General features: G+C 34.0%; 10 protein-coding genes and 1 riboswitch. Of the genes, 1 reads left to right on the top strand and 9 read right to left on the bottom strand.

What is annotated here, in order from left to right; genetic code table 11:
* Positions 1-196: 196 nt before the first annotated feature.
* The 9 genes from HHU12_RS30985 to metH form a co-directional block, all read right to left on the bottom strand.
* A complete protein-coding gene (locus HHU12_RS30985; protein ID WP_169660619.1) occupies positions 197-835 on the bottom strand; it encodes a hypothetical protein in 639 nt (212 codons plus the stop codon).
* Positions 836-942: 107 nt separating this feature from the next.
* On the bottom strand, positions 943-1,764 hold the full coding sequence (locus HHU12_RS30990) for a hypothetical protein (RefSeq protein ID WP_169660620.1): 822 nt from the start codon (positions 1,762-1,764) through the stop codon (positions 943-945).
* A gap of 40 nt (positions 1,765-1,804) precedes the next feature.
* Positions 1,805-2,350: a hypothetical protein gene (locus HHU12_RS30995; RefSeq protein WP_169660621.1), complete on the bottom strand. Its 546-nt coding sequence runs from the start codon at positions 2,348-2,350 to the stop codon at positions 1,805-1,807.
* Between the two features lie 100 nt (positions 2,351-2,450).
* Positions 2,451-3,917: a serine hydrolase domain-containing protein gene (locus tag HHU12_RS31000; RefSeq protein ID WP_169660622.1), complete on the bottom strand. Its 1,467-nt coding sequence runs from the start codon at positions 3,915-3,917 to the stop codon at positions 2,451-2,453.
* A 245-nt stretch (positions 3,918-4,162) separates the two neighbouring features.
* Positions 4,163-6,463 carry a glycoside hydrolase family protein gene (locus HHU12_RS31005; RefSeq protein ID WP_169660623.1) on the bottom strand — a complete coding sequence of 767 codons (2,301 nt, stop codon included), beginning with the start codon at positions 6,461-6,463 and terminating at the stop codon, positions 4,163-4,165.
* A 436-nt stretch (positions 6,464-6,899) separates the two neighbouring features.
* Complete coding sequence (locus HHU12_RS31010; RefSeq protein ID WP_169660624.1) at positions 6,900-7,364, bottom strand: GNAT family N-acetyltransferase; 465 nt, start codon at positions 7,362-7,364, stop codon at positions 6,900-6,902.
* A 26-nt stretch (positions 7,365-7,390) separates the two neighbouring features.
* Positions 7,391-7,987, bottom strand: a complete 597-nt coding sequence (locus HHU12_RS31015) for a hypothetical protein (RefSeq protein WP_169660625.1) — start codon at positions 7,985-7,987, stop codon at positions 7,391-7,393.
* 23 nt (positions 7,988-8,010) lie between these two features.
* Entirely contained in the window at positions 8,011-8,316 is a 306-nt protein-coding gene (locus HHU12_RS31020; RefSeq protein ID WP_169660626.1) for a hypothetical protein, read from the bottom strand.
* Between the two features lie 216 nt (positions 8,317-8,532).
* A complete protein-coding gene (metH, locus tag HHU12_RS31025; RefSeq protein ID WP_169660627.1) occupies positions 8,533-12,339 on the bottom strand; it encodes a methionine synthase in 3,807 nt (1,268 codons plus the stop codon).
* A 130-nt stretch (positions 12,340-12,469) separates the two neighbouring features.
* Positions 12,470-12,577: riboswitch (SAM riboswitch) on the bottom strand.
* Between the two features lie 507 nt (positions 12,578-13,084).
* Between metH and HHU12_RS31030 the strand changes: the two genes are divergently transcribed.
* On the top strand, positions 13,085-13,563 hold a 479-nt coding region (locus HHU12_RS31030; protein WP_169656597.1), incomplete at its 3' end, for a transposase.

A 13,563-nucleotide genomic window follows, 5' to 3' on the forward strand; every position in this document is an offset into this window, starting at 1 on the left:
AATGAAGGAGTTTATATACCCTTTACCGATGAAATTCAGGTTTAGTTTTGCTTGGAAAAACTTATTGAAGGGATTTTTATAAAATTGTACTAAATAATAAGGATTTTATTTGGATTAACCATAAGAGAAGTCGTGGGCTAATGATGTGGTAGAAAGTCGTGATAATGTCTATTTTCAAAGGGCAAGTAATCTTGTATTACAAGGTGAAATCCTGTTCTTCTAATAACATTTCCATTTCTCTATATATTGAGTCTTCATATTGAATTTTATCAAAGTCAAAGTTTTCATTTAAATCTAACCCAAGTGATAACTTCAAATTTTCATTCCCTAATTCAGTCCTTTTAAAAGCTTCAAGAACTCTTACTAATCTTTCTTTTACAGTCTTATGATCAAGTAAATTAGGTTGGATAAATGAAAGCACAAATTTATGCGGAGCTTCACTTAACCTTGGATTCAACCCGTTATTAGGATAATCACGCAAAATCAAATCACATAAACTATCGAAGCTATAGGCCCCAATGTTATACTTATAAATAGAATCATTTTGAATTGTTAGAAAATTTCTAGATGTGAAACATACTACATCATCAGAACAATGATTGTTTAGATTAATTTTATAGTTCACCTCTTGATCACAGATAAGTAATTGAATTTGACTGTAATCATTATTGCATAGCATACTATCTACTGTGTTGTGCCAATTTTGATAATTGCCCAATGTATCAATGTTAACTTGAAGTAATTTTTCTGTATATCTTTTTCCGAACTCAATCTGAGCTTTATTATTACATGAGAATAGCAAAAGGACGTATAAAATTATTGGATTCAATTTCATAAATAGTTTTTACTTTAATCTAAATTTGTAGATTATGAACTCTCTAATCATTATATAATTCACTCTACTTGGATAAGCATATTAATTTACCAAAAGTTAGTCTTCAATTATTCAGTATCCATCTTTGAAATCATTTCTACCAATGTCCTAGTCTCCACACTCAATACTCGAGAACATCCACCTGATATATTAATATTTGGAATTTCTTTGTAATTTATTTCGATCCATTCTTCAATCTTTTCAGTGTTATTAAAATCTGCTTTATTTTTCATATAATATTCAATAGCTGTAAATCTACTTGCAGGATTGATGGAGTACATCATTAAAATAACTTGCTCAGTTGTAAGGTTATCTTTAATGGAAAGAAAAGCTTTTCGATTTGTTAGGTAACTATCAACGAGCCCTAATATTTTATCCCCATACGTTGTTCCTGAAAAAGGGGACATATAATGAGCTATCTGTTGTGGAGTACTTCTCTCTGTTAGTTTACCGTCATAATATTTCAATGGTTTTTCTACAAAATATTTATGATAAACGATAGGTTGAATTTGAGATGATTCAAACTCAAATTCTTCTAAATACCATTTTTTATATCTCTTGATAAGAGCTTTTTCTTTAGGCATTTTAGGGTTGATAGAATAACTGACAACACTGTCATTATGGTAAATAAATGTTGCTGAAATACCTATATATCCACTACCAATTCCAGATCTCCAAATTTCCCAGCCAAACCCTAAATTCTTCTTTGTAGTATTACTTTTATGGATTGTCTGACTTATAAAAAAATGAGCAATTTCAGCGGGGTTGTTTTTATCAAGAGCGACAATGCCTTTAATTAGTTTTTTATCAGCCTTGACCCAAAAGGGGTTACAAGCAAATAGTGAAATGCTACAAGTAAAAAATAGTAATAGGATTAAAAATTTTCTCATAATTTGATTAACGCTAACGTTTCGTTGATGCTTGCTTTACCTATTTTAACTTACGCAATTGGAAAATAAAATAGAGAATAACGCTTGATACCAGTGTAATCAAAATCAAGAAAAGTAAACTATCTTGTTTTAATACCTTTTTTGAATCCTCAACGGAAAGAAGATAGTCATTATTAAACCTAATTGATTCTACAATCCGAATTTTTTCATCAATTCCCTTTGTTAAGGTGTATCCAATTTCAAATTCTTTGTTTTTAAGTTCACTAGGTTTAATAGAAAGGTATGTCAATAGACTAGGAGAAATCCTTAACTGTTTGATTTTGTCGGAATCAATACCTTCTCCATCGATCGTCGTTTTAAATATCAAATCAACAAATTTACTATATTTTCCATGTGCTCGTTTCTCAACAACCTCTAGTACTATTCCACTAGAATACACTATATCATCTACACCAATGTAACTGTTTCTTACAATAAAACCAACAAACATGATATTTACCATAGAAAGGAAAAGAATTGCTAAATACAATTTATTTTTCTTTGATTTTAAACTTTTTTGCTGTCTATCGTAAGTATATAAATTCATTTCAAAAGGTTAAAAAATTAGTTTCTAATAGTCCACTCAAAGTAATAACTATAAATTTAGTCAATTTCAGAGTAAAATATACCCTTATTACTACAAACATTTATTGATGATCGTCCAACCATTGTTGAGCTTCATTTGTATACCAAAAACGAGAAAAATTAGGAGCTTGAACAATTCTCTCAAAATAGTATTTAGCTTTTTCTTTATTCCCCTTTCTGTCGTAGAAAGTTCCTAAATATATGTTGGCGTAAGGGTTATTAGGATCTTTACTTGAAATCATTTTCCCGATCTTTTCTAATTGTAAATCAAAATCATTGAACTCACCAAGTTCCCTATAAAAAGCTACATCTTTTAAAAATGATAGAGTATGCAATAAATTTAAATCTGCATATTCTAAGTAGTTAGGGTATTCTGAAAAGATGTGATCCAATAACTTTGCACTAGTTTTTAATTTTTCAGGGTGAAACCTTGCCATAAACGATGTTGCAAGAGCTTGAGCTAATACTATTTTTCTATGAAGTTTTGTATTTAAGGATGGTTTAGAAATAGAATCTGGATTTTGAAACAAAGTCATTTCATCTAGCTGTAATACGTAATTTTTGAGAAAACTGAGGGCAAATAAAGATGAAGTAACATCTCCATAAATAAGCCGAGCAGGATCGCTTAATAAGTTATTATTCGCTAGCATTGTCAAAGTGATATTTTCAGAGGGAATTTTCAGCAACAGACTAGAATAACAATCATATTGTCCGTATGCCCAAACTATATTTAGGTTTTCAAATTGCTGATTAAAAACTCCATATCCATATGGCAAATCTTTTTTAAAAGATGTAAACATTAAGGCTTTAGATTCATTATTTATTATCAAATTATCATCTAATGCTTTATTAAAAATGGCCAAGTCTTCTAAATTTGAAACAATTCCAGCCGATGCTGAATAACCGTAATCAATAAAACCTTTTTTAATTCCATCATCCAAAATATATGGTTTTGCTATTCTAGTAATTTGAGTAGAATCTTGAAGTAAGAACGTGTTTTCTAATTTCAAAGGATTTAGTATTTCCTGTTCCATATTTTCAGCAAAGGACTTTCCGGATGCTTTTTCAATGACGTATGTTAGTAGCCCAAACCTTGAACTATAATAAAAATGCTCCCCTACGTTCCCTTGTGAAGTATGTGATAAGACATGCTTCACTAAAATTGAATCACCAAGTATAGGTTTTGGTAAGAATGTATTGACGGGTGCCTTGAGTGAGAGTTTTCCTTGTTCAACAAGTTTCATGACTAAAACTGCTGAGAAAACTTTGGTTATGGATGCAATTGGGAATAAAGTCGTTGAATCTACGCTCGTGTTCGTCTCTAATTCAGATACACCAAAAAATTTCTGGTAAACATTATCTCCATCTTTTTCAATAGATACAGCGAGACCTGGGATATTAAAATATTCTTTTAACTCTAAAAGTTCCGAAGTGAATCTTTCTTTTTGCTTCTCCAATTTATTTTTCTTCTCAGCACAAGATGTCATAGCTATCATGAATAGTAATACAATTTTTAAATAGTGTTGCATTGGGCTTCTATAATTTTTGGTAACGTTGAAAGTATTTTCACCCTCAACCTTTCTTCTAAATTAAAAAATGTAGTTCGAAGTATAAAATCCACCAAGGTCGATAAACTTTTAGTTCTCACACTCCATATAAAATATTAAACCAAAGCACTAAACCCCAACTTTACATATTAGTAAGTTGGGGTTCAGTATTTTTAATTATCAGTTATATATAAAAAATAGTGTACTATTATCTCCTTCTGATGTGATTATATTTTTATCTTAAATGTCACCACTTTCTCTTCATTCGCTTCCAATTCTACCTTTTCAAAATCAGCATAATTGTTCCACCCCATCGCTTTATTTTTATCAGAGTCCATTAAAACAGTACATATAGCATTATATTCAGTTGGGTTTTTAACTCGAATACTAACACCCTCTTTGTCCACCTTTTCAATATTTGCCTCTAAGTTATCGAACACCGTGAGGGATGGTTCTTCTGTATCAATATAAATACTTGGAACTTGAACGGTTATTTGCATTAAAGCCACCTCAACCCATGGCGATGTATCGTAAAGGTTGCCTCCAACATTGTTTTCACCTTCCCAATTACTAATATTGACACGCTCGCAAACATAACCCGGTTTAAAATGTGGAGCCAACAACTTTTCTTCAGTTGAAACGTACTGCATGGAATTGTAGGTGATATCTTTTAATAATTCTAGATACAGTGGATTATTCGTTGCCCTATATAGTTTAAGCAAGGCATCGCCTGAGTAATTGCATATTACAGGTGCACCATGCTTGTTTTGTGCATTTGCCCATACCGACCCTGTCGCTTTAGCATTAATTATTCCCATTGGACTATTTTCAGGAAATGGAAAATCATAAGAGGTGGTATATGTAGCAAAATAAGCAGCAGCATGTTCGGCCATCATAAGATATTTTTTATTTCCTGTTAAATCATACAATGCCATAAATCCTTCTAAAAGAGCGAAAGCTGATTCTGAGTCGGGACATTGCATTGCCTCTCCAGGTCCACCAGTAGTATAACCGTTTTTCAGATCACGATTGTAATAGAATTCTGCCGCCGCTTCTGCAGTTTTCAAGTATTTATTTTGATTAAAATACTCCGATGCCAAAGCAAGTGCTGAAATACTTGATGCTCCTGAGGTTGAGCCGTAAACCACCAACGTACCTGTTTCGGGCTCTACATACTGACCAAACTGTCCGTATTGCTCCCAGAGTTTTACAAGTCCATCAGCCAGTTTTTGTGCTTTCGGTTCAAATGCAGTAAGGCTATTTTTATAAGTTCCATTCTTTTTCAAGAGCATAAGTTCCTGAAGCAAAAAGTAAAGTGCATCCCCATTTTTTCGAGTCAATCCTATAAATGGTTCTTTGTAGGGATTACGGTAATCATCACTATACAATTTTCCATCTTTATACATTCCATACATAAGCCCCGATTCCCCTTGCATATTATTTAAGATGTTTTCCATGGTTAAAATAGAACGCTCTTGACTTAGTTTGTTTCCTGCTGTAAGCAAAATCTGTTGTTCCATCAGACCTCCTATCCAACCCAGCTGAACACCACTGTACCATTTGCCCGTTTCATGATTACCCGACTGAATATAACATTGCATCTTGTCGTTCCATCGCTCACTATTATGAAGTGCTTCCTGTATTTCGAACATTTTACTAAATGGAACAGCAGGAACAAACTCATTGGGGTCAAGCATTGACTTTCTTACTTGAAAGTAACTTGTCAGTAAATCAATTGGTGCTTTAGCGTTAAATTCAAACATGCGAAAGTTGATTGAAAACGCATCCGATTGCTTATTGTTGAAAACATCAGGTTGCCCGTTAGCGGATAGAATGATAGAAGCTCGTGAACGGTCATTGTTTTCTCTGATTTCGATATTAAAATTTCGAGTGGGTTTAATCAGTATTAAGAAACTTTTTTGAAGTTCAGGACTATAAAACCCAATTGCAGGTGTACTCGCGTCATTAAGCTTACGAGTCAACTTCGATGGTCCTTCATCGATATTTAAATGAGGCACATAATGAGCTATTCTCGGTGAAATGTCATGGTAACGGTCGGCTTCATCCACCACTACCGTAGGCCAGTTCATCTGCACAACTTTAAACCTATTACCATTGTACACAGAGGCCGGAATAAACACATAGTTTTCTTTACTCCATTTATCAAAACTCAGCTCAATCCCTTTTTCTAATTCTGAATTAATATTTTCGTTTGGAAATATACGTATCTCAGCATCCATTGCTTTTTCATTCCCTTCAACTTCTTTGAAATTAACTGAACATTGCCATTTTACATCGTTTAATTTCAATTCCCCTTTTCCTTGATTTACCTTAAAATAAGAGACATTGGATAAAGTATCCGTATGAATAAAAGGTTGTAGTTTGCCAAATACAGCCGTAAGTATCTCTGGTTTATTTGAACTATTCTCTGTTCCACAAGAGAAGAATAAAAGAGCAACCAATAAATGGATCGTTAATCGCTTACTTCTATTGTAAAAACCAGACAATAAATATGTTTTACATTTCATTTTTCTAAAGTTTTGTTAGCACTAATGAATGCCTATATGGATGTAAAACAGCAGGTGTGATATCTATATTTTCAGCTATTCTATTTTCCAGTACTTATCTCAAAAAAATCTAATTTCAATAATTGACAATAGACATACATTTCATTCATTTCGATAACTCAAAACTATGGTATGCGATAAAAAAAAGATTTATCTATTCTTTCAAATCATTGGAATTTTATTGCATCAGGACTAATAATGAAAGGTTTGTAAGAAATGATGATCTGTTAAATAGTTTTTATAATGATTCTTGAGTCACAGTGCTGTATGGCTGGTCTGAAAGTTTAGTATTTTGATTGATAAATAACTCTTAAGACGAAAACATTTACATCTCATGAAGTATTATACGATGTACTATTGGAGTATTACAAAATATTTATTGTAGCAGTTTTTTATATCAATTCAGCTTTTTCCAGAAAACCACTTTGTCATCTCCTTCTTTCCAAAAGTCTCTGATTACTGCTTCTTTATTGTATTCCAATTTCTCATAAAACCTTCTCGTCAATTTGAAATCATCTGTTCCAGATGTATCCACAATCAAAAGTCTATGTCCCTTTTCCCTCAAGTGATTTTCAATGAAAGCCATCATCTTACTACCAATCCCTTTAGCCTGAACATCACTTCTAACTCCAATAGCATACAAATTATAAGTTCCTTCTGTCAATTTTTCTGGAGCACAATAACCTATTGAAATTGGTTTGCCCTTTTCTGTTGCAGTAAACCATATTTCTTCAGTCATATGGTTTGCAAGATAATCAGCAATCAATTCATCAAGCATTTCGGAAGGAAACAATTCAATTGAATCTAATACGTTTTTTAAGTCTGCAAGGTCATCTTTTGTGACCAATCTTATTTCATTCATTATTTCTGTTTTTAATTAACTGGATTTTAAAATACAAATTCTTTTTTATCAATGATAAAGTCATGATGATCTAAGTCTTTATGCACTTGAACTATTTCGGATAGATGTTTGATGTAATTTGTCAATTCAGCCAGATTATAATCATAAGAAAAATCCTCATTGATATAAATAGATAATTCATTATTTCTTAATCTTAACCTTTTTAATAAAAAGTCATGTTGCTCAAATGATTGAGGATTTTCTTCCAATTGTATATTTAGTTTAATATTTGAATGCCAATAATCACCTAAACCTATTCTGAGGTTTGTTTTGAAAAACACTCTATCTATTTTTGAAATATAACATGCGACCAGTAATTTATTTTTTAAAACCGACAATTCATCTTCATTTAGTTTTCCTCGATAATCAACACCTTTCTTGTTAAGATAAAGATAGCCATTTGGAGTTATCTCTACCTTCATTTTATTCAACAGAAAATAAAATGACATCACTTTAAATTTTGGGATATAACCTTCCAAAGAAAAAGGATCTATATTCTGATATTTTGATGAAAACCTTAATGTATCAATTTTAAAAGGTATGTAACTTCCATTATAGAGCTGTAGGTTTAGTGGTGTTTTCATAGCAACGATCAGTGTATCTTCAGTTAATGAAGTAATATGACCGATATTTCATTTTGGCCATAAACTTCGGGTAATACGCTGATTGAATCTACGACTATACTTGTATTGGCATTAATAAAACTCACCGATTTCGTAGAATCGTATTCATTATATGTTAGTTTTAATATCCCACCCTCAAGGTAATCATACTTCAACTCTTCACATTCTTCATCTGTCCTACAAAAATACCAATTCTTATTGGCTAATAATTCATAGTCTATTTGTTGAACTTTTTCACATGAGAGTAATGCAAAGATCAATATTAGTTTAATGTTTATTGATAATCTCATAAATAATAATCATGTACACTACGACTTGGGTATAAAGCATATCAAAGAACTTATATTCAATCTACTAAATACCCATAAGTTTATTAAAGTTTAATATATTACAAATATCCGAGAAGCCTCTTTAATTCTCAATAGTTGTTTTAAAAATAGAGCCACAAAAAAAGACAACCTGAAATTATCTCTCAAGTTGTCTCTTTATATCAATGAATTGAAATTCTAGTAACTCAACACACTACCTAACCAACGCTCCATTTCTCTCTCCTCTTTTTCCACACGTTTGGCGTAGTCTTGTAATTGGTCTTTGTTGATTTTTCCTAAACCGAAGTAACGAGAATTCTCATTACCAAAGTACCAACCACTTACAGATGCTGCAGGTGTCATTGCATAGCTTGATGTTAGTGAAACTCCAATGTTTTTCTCTACGTCAAGCATTGCAAATAACTTGTCTTTTTCTGTATGATCAGGACAAGCAGGGTAACCTGGTGCTGGACGAATACCTTGATATTTTTCATCAATTAATTCCTCGTTGTTATGGATTTCATCTTTCGCATAACCCCAGATTTCCTTTCTTACTTTTTCGTGCATCAATTCAGTAAATGCTTCAGCTAAACGATCTGCTAAAGCTTTTACCATAATGCTGTTGTAATCGTCATGATCCGCTTCGTATTTCTCTACCAAAGCATCGATTCCAATACCTGCAGTTACAGCAAAACCACCTACATAGTCTCTTCTACCCGATTCTATAGGAGCAACGAAATCACTCAAACAGAAGTTTGGTTTCCCTGCCGCTTTTTTGTTTTGCTGTCTCAAGTGACAAAGTGTGCCCACTTGCTTCTCTCTGTCTTCTCTGTAGAAAGTAGAATGATGATGCTCGGCATCTGGCAATTCTACATCCTCTTCTTTGAAGTCATATAAAGCAATATCGTCATCGTTGATACTGTTGGCTGGGAAGAAACCGACTACTGCATTGGCTTGAAGTAGTTTATTATCTACAATCTCTTTTAATAATGCTTTCGCATCATTGTAAAGATCCGTTGCTTCTTTTCCTACCACTTCATCCTTAAGGATCGCAGGGAATTTACCTGCTAACTCCCAAGTTTGGAAGAATGGCGTCCAGTCAATATAATAAGAAATCTCTTCTAAGCTATAATCCTCAAATGTTTTCACACCTAAGAAAGAAGGCTTTGTGATTGGTGTTGTTTCCCAATCAATCTGCACCTTATTCTTACGTGCCTCTTCAATAGGTAATAACTTCTTCGCTCCTTGACGTTTTGCATGTGATACTCTTAATGCCGCATATTCATCTTTGAACTCTTGAATCACCTCTTGACGGTATTCTTTGTTTTCAGAAGTATATGCTGAAGCGATTGGCACTGACTTAGAAGCATCTAATACGTGAACTACTGAACCTGAGTATTTCGGGTCAATTTTCACTGCTGTATGGATTCTTGAAGTTGTTGCTCCACCAATCATCACTGGAATGTCTAATTCCTGACGTTCCAATTCATCAGCAACATAAACCATTTCATCTAATGAAGGCGTAATCAAGCCTGAAAGACCAATTACATCTACTTTTTCCTCAACAGCAGTTCTAATGATCTTGTCTAATGGCACCATCACACCAAGGTCGATGATCTCAAAGTTGTTACAAGCTAAAACTACACTTACAATGTTTTTACCGATATCATGCACATCACCTTTTACAGTGGCCATTAAGATTTTACCGGCTGAAGAAGAAGCTTCCAAATCAGGGTTGTTTGCTTTTTCCTCTTCAATATATGGAATAAGAATCGCTACCGCCTTTTTCATTACACGGGCAGATTTCACTACTTGAGGAAGGAACATTTTACCTTCACCAAATAAATCACCTACCACGTTCATACCATCCATCAAAGGACCTTCTATCACTTCAATTGGACGGTCAAATTTCTGGCGAGCTTCTTCTACATCTTCATCTATAAATTCAACTAAACCTTTTACTAAGGCATGAGATAATCTCTGCTCTACAGGATTTTCTCTCCAAGAAAGATCTACTTCCTTCTTCTTCCCTTTTGATTTTACAGTTTCAGCAAAATCAACCAAACGTTCAGTTGCATCCTCTCTTCTGTTTAAAAGAACATCTTCAACGTGCTCTAATAAATCTTTTGGAATCTCTTCATAAACTTCAAGCATACCTGGGTTTACAATACCCATGTCCATACCTGCTTTACCAGCGTGGTATAAAAATACAGAGTGCATCGCTTCTCTTACAGCATTATTACCTCTGAATGAGAAAGAGATATTAGAAACACCACCACTTACTAATGCATGTGGTAAGTTTTCTTTGATCCATTTTGTACCCTTAAAGAAATCAACTGCATAATTATTATGCTCATCAATACCAGTAGCCACCGCTAAGATGTTCGGGTCAAAAATGATATCTTGAGGAGGGAAACCTACTTTATTAACAAGAATATCATACGAACGACCACAGATCTCTTTTCTTCTTTCGAAATTGTCTGCTTGTCCATCTTCATCAAATGCCATTACTACAGCTGCCGCACCATACTTTTTAATTAATGTTGCTTTCGCGATAAAGTCTTCCTCCCCTTCTTTTAATGAAATCGAGTTCACAATACCTTTACCTTGCAAGGTCTTCAAACCTGCTTCGATAACTTCCCATTTTGAAGAATCGACCATGATTGGAAGCTTCGCAATATCTGGTTCAGAAGCGATCAAATTCAAGAAACGTGTCATACATTCCTTAGAATCCAACATCCCTTCATCCATGTTGACGTCAATCACTTGAGCTCCACCTTCTACTTGGTGTCTTACCACTTCAATGGCTTCTTCAAACTGTCCGTTCTCAATCAAACGACGGAATTTAGCAGAACCTGTTACGTTGGCTCTTTCACCCACGTTCACAAAAATACTGTCCGGCTTGATCGTTACAGGTTCTAAACCACTCAAACGTTGGAAAGCTTCCTGCGTAGGAATCTCTCTTACTTTAGCTTGTTTGAAAGTCTCTGCAATTGCTCCAATATGGTCAGGAGTTGTACCACAACATCCGCCGATGATGTTCACTAAACCATCAAAAGATTCAAGGATTTTACCCATCTCTTCTGATGTTTGATCATACTCACCAAATTCATTTGGAAGACCTGCATTTGGATAAGCAGAAACGTTGATATCTGCTACACGAGATAATTCTTGGATATATGGACGAAGTAAATCGGCACCCAAAGCACAGTTCAAACCAACACTGAATAGGTCGGCATGTCTTATCGAGTTCCAGAATGCTTCTACTACTTGTCCTGAAAGTGTTCTACCAGAGGCATCGGTAATCGTACCTGAAACCATCAATGGCAAACGCTCTCCTTTATATAAGTTAGGGAATTCGTCTTCTCTGCCTGCCGGAGCCGCTGAGACTACTTTTCCTTCTTCTACATCTGTGAAATACTTATCCGCTGCAAAAAGCGCCGCTTTACAGTTTAAGGTATCAAATACTGTTTCAATCAAAATAGTATCTGCACCACCTTCTGCCAATCCTTGTACTTGCAAGTAATATGCTTCTACAAGATCATCAAAAGTTACCGCTCTATACCCTGGATCGTTTACATCTGGAGAGATAGACGCTGTTCTATTGGTAGGACCAACGGCACCTGCTACAAAACGAGGTTTGTTAGGTTCCTTTGCAGTAAACTCTTCCGCTGCTTCTTTTGCTAGTTTTGCTGAAGCATAGTTCAACTCATATACATCACTTTCCATTTCGTAGTCTGCCATGGCAATGGTAGTACCACTGAAAGTGTTTGTTTCTACGATATCAGCACCTGCATTAAAATACTGTTTGTGAATGTCTCTAATGATATCCGGCTGTGTGATAGACAGCATATCATTGTTCCCTTTCACATCACAAGGGTGATCTTTATATCTTTCTCCTCTGTAATCTTCTTCTCCCAATTTGTGTCTTTGGATCATAGTACCCATTGCACCATCCAAAATCAAGACACGCTCTTTCGCTAACTCTTTGAGCTTTTTTGACATAAGTATATTCTGAAAGTTACGTTTCACATACCCCTATACTAAGTAGATAAGATAAAGACTCCTACCACTTAAGAGGACAAAAACGTGCTTAATAATTTTTCGAGATAATCATTCTTGAACGAATGCATTTAGCTCATCTTTCTCGGACACTTCCGAAGCGGGACTTGGCACCTTTCGCTGGGAACAACGGTTGCCATGGCATCTACGAGCCCGTTCTCTCTGCCATTCTTGATAAGCACGGGGCAAAGATAGACACATTTTTAGAAATTTGAACAGTTATAAGGAAGAAAATAAGGCTTATCAATAAAAAAATATGACTTTTTTTATCTTTTTTAAAATTCTGATAAAACAGGAATTGTACAAATTTTAAAGCGTAAAACTGACATTTAAGGTATTTTCGAAACAGATTGCGCAACAGGTTTCTGTTGTATATTAAAATCCGTTACATATATACTGAAACCGGTTGAGATTTAAGTTTTCATGATAAAATACTTCAGCAATTTATTTACTTTGAATTATTCAATTTTTTAGCATTTTTAAAGAAATTTCCCTCAACTTTAAAATTTGCAAAATCAGTGAATTACTCCTAGAATTGTAAAACAGACAACTAAAGCTCCTATCTCGAGATCTAACGTTAAATTTTAATAGGTATCTAAACTTAGATCGCCCTAAATAGTAAAACGTACTTCTGTTACGGTTAACTGATTTACATTAGTGTAAAAGTAACCAAACAACCAGATGTATTATGATCAATTTTGAAGGTTTTGACGATAGAACATTTTATTCAACATTTCAAAAAGAAGAAGATTGTCTTGAATATTTATCGACACTAAAGTGGAGTGATCATTACAAATGTAGGAAATGTGAACATACAAAATATATGAAAGGTAAAAAGTTACATTCCAGACGTTGTCAAAAGTGTAAATATGATGAGTCTGTTACGGCTCATACCCTATTTCATAAGCTGAAATTTTCAATTCTAACTGCTTTTGAATTCATATTTAAAGTTAGTTGTGATAAGAAAGGCATGTCCACTTTAACTTTAAGTGAGAAACTGTCCTTGAGTTATCAAAGCTGTTTAAATTTCAGACGTAAAGTGCAATATGCTATGCAAAGTAGTTTACAGCATCCTTTGAAGGGGTATGTTGAGGTCGATGAGTTTGCTGTAGGTGGGTATGACGCTGGCAGTCAAGGTAGAGCCAAAGGAGATAAAAAGCTTGTCAA

It is taken from the genome of Flammeovirga aprica JL-4 (assembly GCF_012844305.1).
In the GTDB taxonomy this organism is placed as follows: domain Bacteria; phylum Bacteroidota; class Bacteroidia; order Cytophagales; family Flammeovirgaceae; genus Flammeovirga; species Flammeovirga aprica.

Excerpts from the sequence above, each read along its gene's own strand:
- HHU12_RS30985 (WP_169660619.1), bottom strand. The coding sequence starts at position 835 with ATGAAATTGAATCCAATAATTTTATACGTCCTTTTGCTATTCTCATGT.
- metH (WP_169660627.1), bottom strand. The coding sequence starts at position 12,339 with ATGTCAAAAAAGCTCAAAGAGTTAGCGAAAGAGCGTGTCTTGATTTTG.
- HHU12_RS30990 (WP_169660620.1), bottom strand. The coding sequence starts at position 1,764 with ATGAGAAAATTTTTAATCCTATTACTATTTTTTACTTGTAGCATTTCA.
- HHU12_RS31015 (WP_169660625.1), bottom strand. The coding sequence starts at position 7,987 with ATGAAAACACCACTAAACCTACAGCTCTATAATGGAAGTTACATACCT.
- HHU12_RS30995 (WP_169660621.1), bottom strand. The coding sequence starts at position 2,350 with ATGAATTTATATACTTACGATAGACAGCAAAAAAGTTTAAAATCAAAG.
- HHU12_RS31020 (WP_169660626.1), bottom strand. The coding sequence starts at position 8,316 with ATGAGATTATCAATAAACATTAAACTAATATTGATCTTTGCATTACTC.
- HHU12_RS31010 (WP_169660624.1), bottom strand. The coding sequence starts at position 7,364 with ATGAATGAAATAAGATTGGTCACAAAAGATGACCTTGCAGACTTAAAA.
- HHU12_RS31000 (WP_169660622.1), bottom strand. The coding sequence starts at position 3,917 with ATGCAACACTATTTAAAAATTGTATTACTATTCATGATAGCTATGACA.
- HHU12_RS31005 (WP_169660623.1), bottom strand. The coding sequence starts at position 6,463 with ATGAAATGTAAAACATATTTATTGTCTGGTTTTTACAATAGAAGTAAG.